Raw genomic sequence first — 14,788 nt, forward strand, 5'->3', positions numbered from 1 at the left:
TAAACGGATTATAAGTCTGTGCGCCGTATCACACCGCACGATGGGGCCGACCCGGACAAGCCAACAAATTTGACTGTTGAGGCGCCCCGTGATTGAATTTTTGGTGTTCGCCTTGCTGCTGACCGTTCCGTTCGATCTGTTGCGCAAGCGTTTCCTCCGCCGCCAGCGCCGTCTGGATGCGGCATTCAACCGGGCCCGCTTCCTTGGTGTTGGCCGGGCCCGATAAAGATCCTTCTGTCAAAGGCCGCACGGGTTCTCCGCTGCGGCCTTTGACGTCTTAAAGACCTTGTGCCGCTGTTGCAGTGACAATCCTGCGCGGTCGGCGACCCTCACTCAGTCAGGTGATCACAGATACTGACCGATCAGAAGGTCTGCGCACTGCTCCGCCCCCGGAGTAAAGCGCTGTCCTGCCGACGTCCCGGCATCCCCGATGTCAGGGCTATTTGACAGAACTGACAGCGGCCCAAACCCGGCAAAGCTTTCCTCCGAGACCTCATATACCGGCAATCCCTGCTGCCGGTACCAGCCGAGCAATCCAGCGGATTCCGGCCAATCCGGTCGGGCCCGGCTGATCAGGCTGGCACCGGCATGCGCGGCTTCAACATAGGTGCCATATCCCGGCTTGGTGACAACTGCAGCAGAGGATGCAATCAGATCACCGATCCGCAGGCCATGGCGCCGGGCATCTTCCTGTGTCAGCAAACGCCAGCCAGCCGGACATCGCCAGCCGGAATAAGGAACATCCTCGCCGACCCCGCCCAGACTGGCGAAGACGATGCGCTCCCCTTGACGGATAACCCCCGTTTTCAACAGATCCGCCCGGCGGCACTGCCCCACCAAGCCCACCGGCCCAACCACATGCCGGGCGGGCCCCGCCACCGTCGGGGCAACAAAAGGTGTGGTCAGCACAAAGCCTGTTGCCCGCTGATACAGTTCAGCCATCTCAGAGAGAAGAGTATCGGCCCCGGGTGCATATGCCTGCACAATATCATGCCACAGGAACGGACCGACCGTGACCGCCGGAACCCCCAGATCCGCAGCCGCAGCAATGGCGCTATACGAGGCTGAGGCGACAACCAGAGAAGGCCGCAGAGCTGCCAGAGCCGCCTTCCGCCGGACGAGATGCCCCGCCAGATCCTGATGGGCGGCGTGATACCGCTCCAACGTCTGCGGCAGGAGAATGCCGGTGCTGCTGGACATGCACATCCCGAAATCGGTTGCGCAGACATCAGAGCAATAGGCGTAAGGGCCGGAAAGACGCCCCCTCAGAAACGCCTCCGGGGCCTGCGTTACGATCGTCTGTCGGATATGGGGAAATCTGACCGCAACAGCCGCCATGACAGCCGTCACGATGGCAGCATGACCAAAGCCATGAGGCGTCGCCAGATAAACAATATGCGGGGTGGCAGTCACAGTGTACAGGCTTCAGTCATTTTCAACTGCCCTGCCACATCAGGCGACCATCTGAAACACTTCGGCCGACTGGGCAAAGGCATAAGACCCGGAAGCAATCTGCCCCTGCGTATAAACCGCCTTGGCCCGCTGAAGTCTAACCAGAGTCTGTCCCCGATCTTCCTGCATAGCACTGTCATTCGCGGCAGACGGAGCAGACGCGCCATCCGTCAGCCCGGATATCGGGGCGTCTGCTGCGGAAGTGTCACCACCCTCCGCAGCCTTAGCCACGGCAGCGCCAAAACCGGCGTCAGCAGCGGTGGTGGAAGTCGTTTCCGTCGACTTACGCTGACGCTTTTTATCTACCGGAGCGCGGTCAAGAAGCTCATCACTGTCATCCCGAACAGCGTCATCCTGTTGCTCAGGGGCCGCAGACCGCCCCTGCTGACGGCTCAGCTCCGTCAGGAGCGCCGATGACAACAGCGTTGCCGATGCGCCGAACCCACTGAGAGGCTGTTCCTGCGCATCAGGGGTCCGGGCCCCTCCATCACGCTTACGTGTGGGGGCTGCGTCACGCTCGGCGGGGGTAAAGGTGCGCTCGGCACCGCGGTTCACGGAGGGAACCGGCCGGACCTGCTCAAAATACTGGACGGGAGCGAACGGCGAGAGCGACAGCATGATTTCCACTCACAGGGGAACAGCCCCACTGTTGAGTATATCGCGAGGAAAACAGAAATGTGAACGCAGAAGATGACCTGCGGTAGATTTCTTTTTCAATTTTTGGCAAGCGGGGGAAGAAATGGTCGGAGTGGCGGGATTTGAACCCACGGCCCCTTGACCCCCAGTCAAGTGCGCTACCAGGCTGCGCTACACTCCGACCTCTTCAGACAGCGGTTTTGCCGCTGACCCCGCCATCAGCGGGGAACGGGACTATAGCCAGACCGCCCCCGGAGCGCAATGCCTGATTCGCATTTTTCCTGAAAAAAATCATCTGCCTATCAGGGCAGGGGAAGAGGGCGCATCCGGGCATGACCAAGGCAAAGGGCAAGACAAAGGGCCGCATCCTGCGATGCGGCCCTTTTTGTCAAAAAAGCACAGTACGTCGCTTTTCTCTCAGGCAGAAAAAGCCGTGAAAAGCCGCCGCACGGCCTCCAGCTCTTCGATAACGGCAGCAAGTTCAGCCCGCTGCTGTTCCTTCAAGCCCTCTGCTGCGATCTGCTGTTCAATGGCCATAAAAATGTCAATCTGCTGAGAATCTTCATCCGAAACTTCAGCGCTGGCATCAGCCTCCACCTCAGCATCAGCGCCACTCTCCGCAGCGTGTTCCGGGACCGGGTCCGCTGCGGGCGGCAGCGGTGAGGCAACAGCCGCCACATCTTCAGCCTGCGCAGCGATTTCACCGGGGGCAAGCCCACCATCGCGGAGCAGTTTCTGCACCCCTTTAATGGTAAAACCATCTTCGTAAAGCAAAGTCCGGATCCGCCGCAGGAGCGTCACATCTTCCGGACGGTAATAGCGTCGCCCACCGCCACGCTTCATCGGGCGGATCTGCGTGAACTTGGTTTCCCAGAAGCGCAGGACATGCTGTGGCACATCCAGATCTTCCGCGACCTCACTGATTGTCCTGAAAGCCGTATCCGATTTGGCGGACCGGCGAGAATCCTGCTGAACCATTACGTATCCCATGCCGCCTCCTCGCACCCTGTATCTGAAGGCAGGACGCGGGCAAGCCCGGCAACTTCGGCGTCACAGGGGGCTATAAAAGCCCCCTGCCCTGCCGCATCAGTCGCCAAGCCCCGCGTTAATCTGCGCCTTCAGCTGCTGCGACGGGCGAAAAACCAGAACTTTACGGGGAAGAATTGGCACTTCGTCGCCGGTCTTGGGGTTGCGGCCAACCCGCTGCCCCTTCTGACGGACAGAAAAGCTGCCAAAGGAAGAGATTTTGACGGCAGCCCCTTCCGCCAAAGCCTGCGAAATTTCATTCAAGACCATTTCAAGAAGTTCGGACGACTCATTCCGAGACAGACCGACTTCCTGATAAACAGCTTCACTGAGCTGGGCCCGTGTAATGGTATGTCCCGACATAGTACGACCTCGCCGAAAGGAGATGATCCTTTGCAACGGTATCCTTGATCCGGAAATCCGTCAATATCAGAGGTTTGACGAAACCTCTTAGAGTGCACAGAAAAGGCTAAGCCTTAAGTCCTTAGCACTTGAAGTCTGAAAAGATTGATTTTTTGCAACGCAAACAAAAACACCGGACCTGCAGCCCGCAGATCCGGTGTCGGTTCAGTCCCTGTCTCGGAGGTCTAATTACATCCGAATCAGCGCAGACCCCCAGGTAAAGCCACCCCCCATCGCTTCGAGGATGACGACCTGCCCCTTCTGAATCCGGCCATCCCGGACCGCTTCATCCAGCGCAAGGGGAATAGATGCCGCTGAGGTATTAGCATGACGGTCAACGGTGATCACAACCTTGTCCGGGCTGACGCCCAGCTTTTTTGCAGTCCCGTCAAGGATGCGGCGATTCGCCTGATGCGGAACCAGCCAGTCAACCTGCTCCGCGGTCAGACCTGTCGCCTTCAGCGCCTCATCCACAACAGCAGCAAGATTAACGACGGCGTGACGGAAAACCTCACGCCCCTGCATCCGCAGATATCCGGTGGTTTGTGTCTTTGACGGCCCGCCATCCACATACAGCAGGTCGTGCTGGCGGCCGTCCGCATGCAGATGCGTCGTCAGGATACCGGTGTCATCAGACGTGCCAGTCCCCTCTTCCGCCTTCAGGACAACAGCCCCGGCGCCATCCCCGAACAGAACGCAGGTGGTGCGGTCCTGCCAGTCAAGAATGCGGGAGAATGTTTCGGCTCCGATAACCAGAGCCGTTTTCACCTGCCCGGCCTTGATAAAATTATCGGCCACCGTCAGGGCATAGACAAACCCGGAACACACCGCCTGCACGTCAAACGCCGGAACCCCGGCGCAGCCAAAATGGGCCTGCACGGTCACTGCGGTTGAGGGGAACGTATAATCCGGGGTGGCGGTTGCCAGAACGATCAGATCCACATCCCGACCATCAACGCCAGCAGCGGCAAGGGCACGCTCAGCGGCCTTGATGGCAAGATCTGACGTACACTGGCCTTCCGCCGCGACATGGCGCTGGCGGATGCCGGTGCGTTCGATAATCCATTCGTCGGAGGTATCCACCCGCTCGGCCATTTCGGCGTTGGTGACAACCCGCTCCGGAAGGTAAGACCCGGTGCCTGCAATAACCGAACGCCAGACCATGCTGCTTCAGCCTTCCGCATCAGTGCGCCAGTCCGCCCTCCCTGGAATAGGGTAAGCCGGACAAAGGCGCATATCCGTGACGAATTACAGAGCCTGCGCCGCCCCGGAGGGAGGCAGAGCCCCTGAGGAAATCTCAGAACCGGCAACGGCTTCAGGCGCGGAAATCACTTCCGCCGAGGCTGCTTGCCGCTGCTGGACGCGCTCACCCAGATGGTGGCACTCTTCCTTAATTTTTGCATTCAGCTCATTGCTGACAAGATCTACGGCAACACCGATGGCATTGGCAAAGCCGACATGATCGGTGCCGCCATGACTTTTCACGCAGATTCCGTTGAGGCCGATAAACATCGCCCCATTATAGCGCCGGGGATCGGTGCGTTTTTTTACGCGGTCCATCGCCCCCTTCGCAAGAAGGTAGCCGATCTTTGCCAGAAAGCTGGCTTCAAACGCTGATTTCAGGAACGTGCTGTAGAGCTTGGCAGTCCCTTCAGCGGTTTTCAGGGCCACATTGCCCGTGAAACCGTCTGTGACCACCACATCGACAGCACCGGCACCGATATCATTGCCTTCCACGAACCCTTTGAAGTCCATGGTTTCCGGCGCGTTATCCCGCAGCATCTGTGAGGCGAGACGCAACGTATCGGTGCCCTTCAGGTCTTCCGAGCCGATATTCAGCAGGCCGACCGTCGGGCGTTCCAGCCCGAGCAGGGAACGGGCGAACACTTCGCCCATAATCGCAAACTCGACCAGATTATTGGCATCGCATTCCGCGTTGGCGCCAAGATCAAGCATCACGCTCTCCCCCCGGATTGTCGGGAGGAGCGTGGCGATGGCCGGACGGGTGACACCCGGCAGGGTCCGCAGGATCAGCTTGGCCATCGCCATCAGGGCGCCGGTATTGCCAGCGGAGACGACACCAGCCGCCTCACCGTCCTTCACCGCCTTGATGGCAAGCCACATGCTGGAATTCCGCCCCTGACGCACAGCCTGCGACGGCTTATCGTCATTGGTGACGGCATCCGGGGTGTGGCGGATGGTGCAATATGGACGAAGCTTTTTCTTCAGCAGCGGCCGAATTTTAGCCTCATCCCCAAACAGCAGATAATGCACGTTTGGATAGCGTTTCCGCGCAATTTTAATGCTCTTGACCACCATCTTCGGGGCGAAGTCCCCTCCCATGGCATCAAGCGCGAGAACGAGCGGAGCGCTCAAAGCACCACCTCACACCTGTCGGTCAGACGCATCCCGAGGCCTTAAGCGGCCTCGGACGCCACGACTTCACGACCGTCATAGTGGCCGCAGGAGCCGCAAACGTGATGCGGGCGCTTCATTTCGCCGCAGTTCGGGCATTCATTGTGGGCATGAGCCACGACGCCATCGTGCGAACGACGCATGTTGCGACGGGACTTGGAGGTCTTCTTCTTAGGAACGGCCATTTTTTCGTACTCTCAATCCGGTTCTCAGGGCCAGTCTGGCGGTGGCACCGCAAGGGTGCCTTTGGCTGGCCTGACTGGAAGGTCAGCCTTATTATACAAAAAGGCGGTGGACCGCAACTGCCACCTTACTCTTTAAGCGGATTTTTATTCTTCAGCCCGGCAAGGGCAGCAAACGGATTCTCCGTTTCTGGTCCATTTGCAGAAACTCCGCCCAGGGTTTCGGGCACCGTAAAGGCAACCCCCTCGGCCCGCGGGTAAGGGTCTATCGACAGAGCCAGTTGCTCGGCGACAATTTCGCCAAGATCGATCGCGCCGTCAACAACAGGATCAGGCAAATCCTCATCCTCAACGGTCCATTCCACCTCAAGCGGCAGATCTTTAGGCGCGCTGAAGCTGAAAACGCGGTCAATGTCTTCCGAAAGCTGGCTGGTCAGCGGCTGAAGGGTGACGACACAGGCCTGCCGCACGGTGGCGGTCATCGTGCCCGTCACCTTCAGCATATCCCCTTTGGCGAACGGCTTGACGTGAAGAACGCCCTTCAGGCTTTCCACCGCGTCAACATTCAGGCGCTGCGCCAGCGCGGCCGCCTCTTCCGCCGTCGCTTCCACCGTCCAGTGACGGCCAAGGTCCGGCAGGCGCTCCACGTTCACCGGGCGGGAAAACTCAGGGGCGATCCGCTCCTGCGCGGCAGCTTCAGCCGCAGCAGCATCCGGGGTATTTTCCGGCTGTTTATGGGACATTACGCCCTCCTTCTCCAGTCACCACCCTGCCAGAGGGCAGGCGCGGTGTATAATCACGTTTCAATGAAAAAACATCCGGGGGAAAAGACCGCCGGGGAAAGTCACGGACTTAAGGCAGGAAAGACACCTTTCCGGCGAGAAGATCTGCCGTCGCCTGTTGCGTCAGCCCATCAGCCTGCCGACGGACATAGGCGGCCATGGCGTCGACCTGTGCAGCGTCAGGCTCCGTCCCACGGAACAGGTTGCGACGCAGGGCAGCATCCAGCAGGGCCGGATCTTCCGCCAGCAGTCCTTCCTCGTAAGCCGCGATACGGCCATACAGGGCCTTGGCCATCCCTTTGATATGTTTACCGACCGACAGGTCGCCGACGCCCATTTCCCGCAGATTGCGGTCCATATCCTGAAACATCAGGTCAAAGGTTGCCTGCGCCAGCTCTGCCGTATCCGGGGCCTCTTCGGCCCGCAGGCGGCGCAGCACCAGAAAGGTGTGCAGGCAGATCATATCAAAACGGCCGTCGACCGTGTCGGGGACGCCGCCCGCAAGATAGAACTGCTCCCGGCGGGACTGCGCCACCAGCGACAGATACAGCCCTTCTGCAGGCTTCTGCCAGCGGCGTTTCCTGAACAAGCCGAACATGGATGATCCTTCTTTTCCGGAATATCAGCGTCGATAGCCCAGCATTTAGCCCAGCAACGGTGGAGTGTCGAGCAATAAGGAGGCCCACCCGCGTGGCGCTTTGGCGGCGGTGCCTGCTTTGCAATTGCCGTCCGCTGCTGCTATAAACATGCACACCGGCGCCGCTGACCGCAAGAGGCGGCCAGCACAATGGCGGCGCCCTTCCCTTTTTCTTGAATGAGTCTGGACAGATGACCTTTGGGACGAGTCGGATTTTCAGCCTGAGTGTTATCCCCGCCGTGGCGGCCTGTGGGATCCTTCTGGCTGCCTGCTCCCCCGAGGTCCGCACTCATGGGGCCATGCCCCAGAAAAGTGTGATGGCCCAGATTGAACCCGGCAAAAGCACCCGGGCGGATATTGCTCAGGCCCTTGGCACCCCCTCGACCACATCCATGTTTGATAATGGCGAGGTGTGGTACTACATCGGCGCCCGTCGGCAGCAGGTTTCCTTCCATGCCAGCGAGGAACTGGAGCGTCAGGTCCTGATCTTCACCTTCGACAAAGGTGGGGTGATGGATGAGATGAAGACGCTTGATAAAAATTCCGGGCAGGAAGTCACCCTTGTCTCGCGCAAAACGCCGAGCGCCGGTCACGAGCTGACGATCATGGAGCAGCTGCTGGGGAACATCGGGCGCTTCAACAGCACCAGTGACCCCAAGTCGGCGCTGCCGCGATAATAAAAACACCCGGACGGCGCTGTCCCGTCCGGGTGTTTTGCCAGTTTACGACGCGATCAGCGCCAGAAGCAGAATCGCAACGATATTGCTGATTTTAATCATCGGGTTAATTGCCGGTCCTGCCGTATCTTTATACGGATCGCCGACGGTATCCCCGGTGACTGCGGCCTTGTGAGCGTCAGACCCCTTGCCGCCGAAATGGCCGTCCTCGATATACTTCTTGGCATTGTCCCACGCTCCGCCACCGGAGGTCATCGACAGGGCAACGAACAGCCCGGTGACAATGGTGCCGAGCAACATCGCCCCCAGAGCCGTAAAGGCGGCGGCCTGACCGGCCAGAAGCCAGACCAGTCCCGTCAGCACCACCGGCGACAGCACCGGCAGCAGAGACGGAACAATCATTTCACGGATTGCGGCCCGGGTCAGCATGTCGACACAGGTGCCATACTCCGGCTTCGCGCTGCCATCCATGATCCCCGGAATGGACTGAAACTGGCGGCGGACCTCCAGCACAACCGCCCCTGCGGCACGGCCGACCGCCTGCATCCCAAGCGCGCCGAACAGATACGGCATCAGTCCGCCGAAAAACAGACCGACCACCACATAAGGATCGGTCAGGGAGAACTGGAGCGTCAGATCGGGGAAGTAGTGATGCAGGTCTTCGATATAGGCGGCGAACAGAACCAGCGCCGCCAGACCGGCAGAGCCAATGGCATATCCTTTGGTGACAGCTTTGGTCGTATTGCCAACGGCATCAAGGGCATCGGTTATCTTTCTCACCTCCGGCGGCAGGTTTGCCATCTCGGCAATTCCCCCGGCGTTATCGGTCACCGGACCATAAGCATCCAACGCCACCACAATACCCGCCAGAGCCAGCATGGTGGTTGCCGCCACGGCGATCCCGTAAAGGCCGGCCAGAGCATAAGCCGCCAGAATCCCGGCGTTGATGACCAGCACCGGCAGGGCGGTTGCCTCCATCGACACGGCCAGCCCCTGAATCACGTTGGTGCCGTGCCCGGTCTGCGAGGCCTGCGCCACGGAATGGACAGGCCGGTGATCGGTGCCGGTGTAGTATTCAGTTATCCAGACAATCAGCCCGGTGACGGCCAGCCCGGTGAAGGCACAGCCGATCAGCGACAGCGCACTGATGGTCAGGCCGCTACGGGTAGTGACCCCATCAGGGAACATCAGCAGGGTCACCCCGATAATCAGCACCGCTGAAACCCCGGCAGCCCCGATAAAGCCTTTGTACAGGGCCTGCATGATGTTGCCCGATGGGCCAAGCTGCACGAAAAACGTGGCGATGACAGAGGCAATAATGCAAACCGCCCCAATCATCAGCGGAAACAGCATCATGGTTCCCGCCTGCGCTTCGGGGAAGAAAATCGCCCCCAGCAGCATCGTTGCAACCACGGTGACCGCATAGGTCTCAAACAGATCAGCGGCCATACCGGCACAGTCACCGACGTTATCGCCGACATTATCAGCGATCACTGCCGGATTGCGCGGATCATCCTCAGGGATTCCGGCCTCAACCTTGCCGACAAGATCTGCCCCGACATCCGCCCCTTTGGTGAAAATGCCACCCCCCAGCCGGGCAAAGATGGAGATCAGCGAGGCCCCGAAACTGAGGGCCACCAAAGCCTCAAGGATCGCCCGCTGGGCAAGCCCGGCGGAAAGCAGGAAAGCATAGTATCCGGCAACGCCCAGCAGCCCCAGACCAACCACCAGAAGGCCGGTCACCGCACCGGAGCGAAATGCCACCCGCAGCGCCGGGGCAAGGCCGCCACTGCGCGCCGCTTCGGCCGTGCGGACATTCGCCCGCACGGAGATGTGCATCCCGGCAAACCCGGCCAGAGCGGACAGAACCGCCCCGACGGCATACCCCATGGCCACATGCAGACCAAGACGCACCCCTAAGAGTACGCCGACAAGGGCACCGACGACGGCAATGGTTTTATATTGTCGGCTGAGATAAGCCGCCGCCCCTTCCTGCACGGCAGAGGCGATCCGCTGCATCTCTGCGGTTCCGCTTCCTGCGGCGAGAATAGAGCGGGTGGCAAAGGCAGCGTACCCGATCGCCAGAAAACCGCAGGCGATGATGAACACGAATGAGGCGGCCATCGGACCCTCCCCCTGCCAGTGATGTCAGGAGTATGGTCGCAAAAAGCCGGATATACCGCAAGGTTACTGCGGGGAGAGGCATCTGCCATTGTTTCGCGACATCAGGCGGTCCGGGCGGCACCCCGCACAACGCATGGGATCGTGCGCTGAAAGGACCGACCAGACCGCAGCCCTTACCGGGTGAAGGCAGACATGACAATCACATCCTTAACCTGCCCGGTCCCGACGACTCGCTCGGTAATCACCTTCAGGCGAGCCTTGATGGCCCGGTAATCCGGGGTGGTCCGCTCCGTCATCATATCCGGCACCATCTGGAACAGAGCGCGCAGATAAAGGTCGTGCAATTGCGGCAACGCCTTTGCCACCCTGCCATCGGCTGTCGGGTACATCTCCAGCCGCAGGGCGAAGTAAATGTTGCCGGTCACTTCCTTATTCTGAATGACCGGGATCGAGAACGGCGCCATGTTCAGAAAAATCGGGTCAACCCGTGGCGGCGGACCGGGCGGCGGGGCGTTTTCCACCTTCCCTTCCATCGGCTTAATCAGCCCGCCGGTGATATCGGGGATGATATTGAAGTGGATCAGGCCCCCCAGACCCAGCATGACGGCGACCATTAACGCCACAACGATCACCAGAACCCGGATCATCTCCGCCTCCTTAAAAGTGGGTGAAACCGGGTCGGGCCGGGGCCCAACCCCGCCCGTCCGGGCCGGTGAGAGAAACTGCCGGATCCTCGGTAAACACACCGATGACGGTCACCGGGGTACCGCCGCCACGGTTCCATGCTGTGATCTGGTCCAGCGCCGACGGTGGAAACGCCATCAGAAGCTCGTAATCATCACCGCCGGTCACGGCCTGCTCCAGCGTGGCCTGACCGCTTTCCAGCCACGACCGGGCGGCGTCTGAAAGCGGTATCTGCCTTAGATCCACCTGCGCCCCAACGCCGGAAACCCTGCAGACGTGCCCCATATCCTGCACCAGACCATCAGAAATATCCATGCAGGCATGCATATACGGGGCCAGAGCCGCTGCAACATCCAGCCGGGGCCGGGGCACCCGGTACCGGTCCGCCAGAAACATCTGGGCGGCATCGCCCGGATTGACCGGCTGCTGTGCGGCAAACAGCCCCAGTGCCCCGTCACCGATGGAGCCACTGACGGCCAGAAGATCCCCCGGACGGGCCCCGGAGCGTAAAACCGCCTGCCCCGGCTGCACTGTCCCCAGTGCGGTCAGGGTAAACGTCGCCGGGCCGGGGGTCGAAACGGTATCGCCCCCGGCGATTGGCATCGCAAAGGCGGCGACATCCGCCGCCAGCCCGGCGGCAAACGCTTCAATCCAGCCTTCAGGAGTATTTTTCGGAAAAGCACAGGTCAAAAAACCGGCCCGTGGCTTTGCCCCCATCGCCGCCAGATCAGACAGATTGACCCGCATCAGTTTGCGGGCAATCGTATCAGGCGGATCGTCGGGCAGAAAATGCACCCCGGCAACAATCGCGTCGACGGTTGTCACCAGCTGGTGACCGGGGGGCAGATCCAGCACCGCCGCATCATCAGTAAGCGCAAGCGCCCCCGGCTCCGTTGAAGCCAGGGGCGCAAACAGATCGGCAATCAGGCCAAATTCGCCACGGCGGCTCATCGTCCGTCCTGCGGCAGCGTCAGGCGCCGTCCGCCGGGCGGGGACGGCGGGCCGCTTCCATCTCTTCCGGGCGGATCTGGCGGGCCAGTTTGTCGAGAACGGCATTGACCATCCCCGGCTCAGCCCCTTCAAAGAAGGACCGGGTGATGTCAACGTATTCCGAGATACAGCCGCGCGCCGGCATGGTCGGCCGCTCCAGCAGTTCATACAGACCGCAGCGCAGGATCGAGCGGGTCAGCGGCTCCAGCCGGGTCGAATCCCAGTTTGTGCCGAGCGAGGCATCAATCACTTCGTCCAGGCGGGTCTTCATGGCATCAACGCCACGCACCAGAACCGAAAACAGCTCGGCGTGCATCTCGATCAGCGGCACGACCTCTTCCGTTTCCAGATCCGGGTCTTCGGCGATCACTTCGCCGCCGATGGCACCGCTGATCAGGTCAGACAGAACATCGTCAATCCGCCCGCCGGTCAGGGACAGCTGATAAGTGGCCTGCACCGCAGCAAGGCGGGCGGCACCACGGCGCAGGGCCGCATCAGAGGGTTTTTTCTGTGTCGTCATGGGGTCCGGGGGCCAGAATTACAGGCCCAGTTCCTTTTTAATTTCAATCATACGCATGCAGGCGGCGGCAGCTTTGCCGCCAAGGTTCTTGCTGTCCACGCGTGACCGCGCCACCGCCTGATCCCAGGTCTGGCAGGTCAGAATACCGTTGCCGATGGCAAGGGAATAATCCAGCGCAAGCTGCTGGACACCCCGCATCGCTTCGTTGCAGACGTGTTCGTAATGATCGGTCTCACCCTTGATGGCACAGCCCAGCACCACGTACCCGGCATAGCGGGTATCGGTGGCACGCAGTTCCATCGCCCGGATGGCAAAGCGGATCACCGCCGGAATCTCCAGAATTCCCGGTACGATGACGCGCTTATAGCCAGCACCGCGGGCGGTCAACTCCTGCACCGCGCCCTTCACCAGCTGATCGGCCAGCTCGTCGTAGAAACGGGCTTCAACGATCAGAATGCGCGGACCAGAACCAGAACTCATGGTGTCACCTTTTCCGTGGCGGGATGAGGAGTGAAGCAAAACAGACGGCAGCGGCAGGGCTCAGGCGACGATCGGCTTCCGTCCGGTCACGCGCAGGCCGTAGCCGTCAAGGCCGATGATGTGACGTTCGGTATTCGACAGAAGAACCATGTCACGGACCCCGAGATCCAGCAAGATCTGTGCGCCGACACCGTAATCGACCAGCCGCGACCCGGCATCAGGGGCCCCCAGCCGTTCTTTCAGGCGGTCAGACAGCGTGGCACGGTTGGCTTCGCGCAGCAGCACCACGATACCCCGGCCTTCTGCGGCAATCATGCTCATCGCAGCCTGAAGCTGACCGTGACGGCCACCATGCAGATCGCCCAGCACGTCATCCAGCACATGCATGGCATGCATGCGCACCAGAACCGGCTCATCCGATGCCTGAAGATCGCCCTTAACCAGAGCAATATGTTCAGCATAGCCAATGGTGTTGACGTAAACACTCAGCGACCATTCGCCACCGAAGGCGGACTCAAAGCGGCTTTCCACCTCTTTGCGCACCAGCTTTTCCGTGCGGCGGCGATAGGCGATCAGATCGGCGATGGTGGCGATCTTCAGGCCATGCTTCTGGGCAAACGGGATCAGGTCAGGCATACGGGCCATGCTGCCGTCATCGTTCATGATTTCGCAGATCACGCCCGACGGGTTAAGCCCGGCAAGGCGGGAGATATCCACCGCCGCCTCGGTATGTCCGGCACGGACCAGCACGCCGCCATCACGGGCCATCAGCGGAAAGACGTGACCGGGGGTGGCCAGATCATCCTTACCCTTCGACGGGTCAATCGCCACGGCGATGGTGCGGGCGCGGTCAGAGGCGGAGATGCCGGTGGTCACCCCTTCCTTCGCCTCAATCGACACCGTAAAAGCGGTGGCGAGGCGCGACTGGTTGTGGCTGTCCATCATCGGCAGCTTCAGCTGATGGCAGCGGTCAGCCGTCATCGACAGGCAGATCAGGCCGCGGCCGTACATGGCCATGAAGTTGACAGCCGCCGGGGTGGCGAACTGCGCCGGAATGACCAGATCCCCTTCATTCTCACGGTCTTCATCATCGACCAGAATGAACATGCGGCCATTGCGGGCGTCTTCGATGATGTCTTCAATCGGCGACAGATGGGCGGCGAGAGAGGTGGTCACGGTCTTATTCCTTCTCCAGAAGGCGGGATACATAGCGCGCCAGCATGTCAATTTCCATGTTTACCCGCTTGCCGACGATCAAATCCCCCAAAGTCGTCACCGTCTGGGTGTGGGGGATGATGTTGACCCCAAACCGGCGGTTGTCCACCTCATTCACTGTCAGCGATACGCCGTTGATGGTCACGGAGCCCTTCGGGGCCACAAACTTCTTCAGGGCCTCGGGGGCTTCAAACACCAGACGGCGGGATTCGTTGTCAGGGCGGATTTCCACCACCGTCGCCACACCGTCAACGTGGCCGGAAACGATATGTCCGCCCAGCTCATCCCCGACCTTTAAGGCCCGTTCCAGATTAACCCGGGTCCCGGTGGCCCAGTCCGCCAGCGTGGTCTTTGACAGGGTCTCTTCCGACACTTCCATCACAAACCAGTTGCCGTCAGCATCCCGGCCCTTATCCACCACGGTCAGGCAGACACCGTCGCAGGCGATCGACGCCCCCAGATCAATGCCATCCGCATCATAGGCGCAGGAGAAGACAAAGCGGGCTTCGCCGCTGCGGTCAACGGAGCGGACCTGCCCCACATCAGTGATAATGCCGGTAAACATT

General features: G+C 60.5%; 18 protein-coding genes and 1 tRNA gene. 2 read left to right on the plus strand and 17 right to left on the minus strand.

The genetic code is table 11. The features are described 5' to 3' along the window. The first annotated feature begins 88 nt into the window (after positions 1 to 88). Positions 89 to 226 (plus strand): hypothetical protein, encoded by a 138-nt coding sequence (locus G365_RS23730; RefSeq protein WP_019643829.1) that lies wholly within the window; start codon positions 89 to 91, stop codon positions 224 to 226. Positions 227 to 345: 119 nt separating this feature from the next. On the opposite strand, the gene G365_RS0102020 is transcribed toward G365_RS23730, so the two are convergent. The 10 genes from G365_RS0102020 to G365_RS0102065 all read right to left on the minus strand — a co-directional run bounded on the left by G365_RS0102020 (position 346) and on the right by G365_RS0102065 (position 7,493). Continuing rightward, complete coding sequence (locus tag G365_RS0102020; RefSeq protein ID WP_155976085.1) at positions 346 to 1,200, minus strand: hypothetical protein; 855 nt, start codon at positions 1,198 to 1,200, stop codon at positions 346 to 348. 252 nt (positions 1,201 to 1,452) lie between these two features. Beyond that, positions 1,453 to 2,070 carry a hypothetical protein gene (locus tag G365_RS0102025; protein ID WP_019643831.1) on the minus strand — a complete coding sequence of 206 codons (618 nt, stop codon included), beginning with the start codon at positions 2,068 to 2,070 and terminating at the stop codon, positions 1,453 to 1,455. A gap of 122 nt (positions 2,071 to 2,192) precedes the next feature. Beyond that, positions 2,193 to 2,269 (minus strand) — tRNA-Pro (locus G365_RS0102030). Positions 2,270 to 2,505: 236 nt separating this feature from the next. After that, entirely contained in the window at positions 2,506 to 3,078 is a 573-nt protein-coding gene (locus G365_RS0102040; RefSeq protein WP_051089824.1) for a MerR family transcriptional regulator, read from the minus strand. A gap of 96 nt (positions 3,079 to 3,174) precedes the next feature. After that, positions 3,175 to 3,477, minus strand: a complete 303-nt coding sequence (locus tag G365_RS0102045) for an integration host factor subunit alpha (protein ID WP_019643834.1) — start codon at positions 3,475 to 3,477, stop codon at positions 3,175 to 3,177. Positions 3,478 to 3,705: 228 nt separating this feature from the next. Beyond that, positions 3,706 to 4,680, minus strand: coding sequence for a beta-ketoacyl-ACP synthase III (locus G365_RS0102050; RefSeq protein ID WP_019643835.1), 975 nt, complete (start codon positions 4,678 to 4,680; stop codon positions 3,706 to 3,708). A gap of 84 nt (positions 4,681 to 4,764) precedes the next feature. Then, positions 4,765 to 5,892: a phosphate acyltransferase PlsX gene (gene plsX / locus G365_RS19945; protein ID WP_155976086.1), complete on the minus strand. Its 1,128-nt coding sequence runs from the start codon at positions 5,890 to 5,892 to the stop codon at positions 4,765 to 4,767. Between the two features lie 41 nt (positions 5,893 to 5,933). Further along, positions 5,934 to 6,116, minus strand: a complete 183-nt coding sequence (gene rpmF, locus G365_RS23360; protein ID WP_081628399.1) for a 50S ribosomal protein L32 — start codon at positions 6,114 to 6,116, stop codon at positions 5,934 to 5,936. A gap of 125 nt (positions 6,117 to 6,241) precedes the next feature. Next, entirely contained in the window at positions 6,242 to 6,856 is a 615-nt protein-coding gene (locus G365_RS0102060; RefSeq protein ID WP_019643837.1) for a YceD family protein, read from the minus strand. A gap of 109 nt (positions 6,857 to 6,965) precedes the next feature. Continuing rightward, a complete protein-coding gene (locus G365_RS0102065) occupies positions 6,966 to 7,493 on the minus strand; it encodes a ubiquinol-cytochrome C chaperone family protein (RefSeq protein ID WP_019643838.1) in 528 nt (175 codons plus the stop codon). Positions 7,494 to 7,723: 230 nt separating this feature from the next. On the opposite strand from G365_RS0102065, the gene G365_RS0102070 reads away from it, so the two are divergent. Continuing rightward, positions 7,724 to 8,209 (plus strand): outer membrane protein assembly factor BamE, encoded by a 486-nt coding sequence (locus tag G365_RS0102070; RefSeq protein ID WP_019643839.1) that lies wholly within the window; start codon positions 7,724 to 7,726, stop codon positions 8,207 to 8,209. Positions 8,210 to 8,254: 45 nt separating this feature from the next. Here G365_RS0102070 and G365_RS0102075 read toward each other — a convergent pair whose 3' ends face one another. From G365_RS0102075 to G365_RS0102105, 7 genes are all read right to left on the minus strand, one after another. Beyond that, positions 8,255 to 10,333, minus strand: coding sequence for a sodium-translocating pyrophosphatase (locus G365_RS0102075; RefSeq protein ID WP_019643840.1), 2,079 nt, complete (start codon positions 10,331 to 10,333; stop codon positions 8,255 to 8,257). Between the two features lie 173 nt (positions 10,334 to 10,506). Next, positions 10,507 to 10,980 carry a hypothetical protein gene (locus G365_RS0102080; protein WP_019643841.1) on the minus strand — a complete coding sequence of 158 codons (474 nt, stop codon included), beginning with the start codon at positions 10,978 to 10,980 and terminating at the stop codon, positions 10,507 to 10,509. A 10-nt stretch (positions 10,981 to 10,990) separates the two neighbouring features. Then, positions 10,991 to 11,968: a thiamine-phosphate kinase gene (thiL, locus tag G365_RS0102085; RefSeq protein ID WP_019643842.1), complete on the minus strand. Its 978-nt coding sequence runs from the start codon at positions 11,966 to 11,968 to the stop codon at positions 10,991 to 10,993. Between the two features lie 19 nt (positions 11,969 to 11,987). Beyond that, positions 11,988 to 12,527, minus strand: a complete 540-nt coding sequence (gene nusB / locus G365_RS19950; protein ID WP_019643843.1) for a transcription antitermination factor NusB — start codon at positions 12,525 to 12,527, stop codon at positions 11,988 to 11,990. An 18-nt stretch (positions 12,528 to 12,545) separates the two neighbouring features. Further along, positions 12,546 to 13,007, minus strand: coding sequence for a 6,7-dimethyl-8-ribityllumazine synthase (ribH, locus tag G365_RS0102095; protein ID WP_019643844.1), 462 nt, complete (start codon positions 13,005 to 13,007; stop codon positions 12,546 to 12,548). 60 nt (positions 13,008 to 13,067) lie between these two features. Further along, positions 13,068 to 14,183, minus strand: a complete 1,116-nt coding sequence (gene ribB / locus G365_RS0102100; protein ID WP_019643845.1) for a 3,4-dihydroxy-2-butanone-4-phosphate synthase — start codon at positions 14,181 to 14,183, stop codon at positions 13,068 to 13,070. Positions 14,184 to 14,187: 4 nt separating this feature from the next. Beyond that, on the minus strand, positions 14,188 to 14,787 hold the full coding sequence (locus G365_RS0102105) for a riboflavin synthase (RefSeq protein ID WP_019643846.1): 600 nt from the start codon (positions 14,785 to 14,787) through the stop codon (positions 14,188 to 14,190). Position 14,788 lies beyond the last annotated feature (1 nt).

Source organism: Novispirillum itersonii subsp. itersonii ATCC 12639, assembly GCF_000381985.1.
Classification (GTDB): domain Bacteria; phylum Pseudomonadota; class Alphaproteobacteria; order Rhodospirillales; family Rhodospirillaceae; genus Novispirillum; species Novispirillum itersonii.

Coding starts and splice junctions, on each gene's coding strand:
- G365_RS0102020 (WP_155976085.1), bottom strand. CDS start 1,200: ATGTCCAGCAGCACCGGCATTCTCCTGCCGCAGACGTTGGAGCGGTAT.
- G365_RS0102025 (WP_019643831.1), bottom strand. CDS start 2,070: ATGCTGTCGCTCTCGCCGTTCGCTCCCGTCCAGTATTTTGAGCAGGTC.
- G365_RS0102040 (WP_051089824.1), bottom strand. CDS start 3,078: ATGGGATACGTAATGGTTCAGCAGGATTCTCGCCGGTCCGCCAAATCG.
- G365_RS0102045 (WP_019643834.1), bottom strand. CDS start 3,477: ATGTCGGGACATACCATTACACGGGCCCAGCTCAGTGAAGCTGTTTAT.
- G365_RS0102050 (WP_019643835.1), bottom strand. CDS start 4,680: ATGGTCTGGCGTTCGGTTATTGCAGGCACCGGGTCTTACCTTCCGGAG.
- rpmF (WP_081628399.1), bottom strand. CDS start 6,116: ATGGCCGTTCCTAAGAAGAAGACCTCCAAGTCCCGTCGCAACATGCGT.
- G365_RS0102060 (WP_019643837.1), bottom strand. CDS start 6,856: ATGTCCCATAAACAGCCGGAAAATACCCCGGATGCTGCTGCGGCTGAA.
- G365_RS0102065 (WP_019643838.1), bottom strand. CDS start 7,493: ATGTTCGGCTTGTTCAGGAAACGCCGCTGGCAGAAGCCTGCAGAAGGG.
- G365_RS0102070 (WP_019643839.1), top strand. CDS start 7,724: ATGACCTTTGGGACGAGTCGGATTTTCAGCCTGAGTGTTATCCCCGCC.
- G365_RS0102075 (WP_019643840.1), bottom strand. CDS start 10,333: ATGGCCGCCTCATTCGTGTTCATCATCGCCTGCGGTTTTCTGGCGATC.
- G365_RS0102080 (WP_019643841.1), bottom strand. CDS start 10,980: ATGATCCGGGTTCTGGTGATCGTTGTGGCGTTAATGGTCGCCGTCATG.
- thiL (WP_019643842.1), bottom strand. CDS start 11,968: ATGAGCCGCCGTGGCGAATTTGGCCTGATTGCCGATCTGTTTGCGCCC.
- nusB (WP_019643843.1), bottom strand. CDS start 12,527: ATGACGACACAGAAAAAACCCTCTGATGCGGCCCTGCGCCGTGGTGCC.
- ribH (WP_019643844.1), bottom strand. CDS start 13,007: ATGAGTTCTGGTTCTGGTCCGCGCATTCTGATCGTTGAAGCCCGTTTC.
- G365_RS0102105 (WP_019643846.1), bottom strand. CDS start 14,787: ATGTTTACCGGCATTATCACTGATGTGGGGCAGGTCCGCTCCGTTGAC.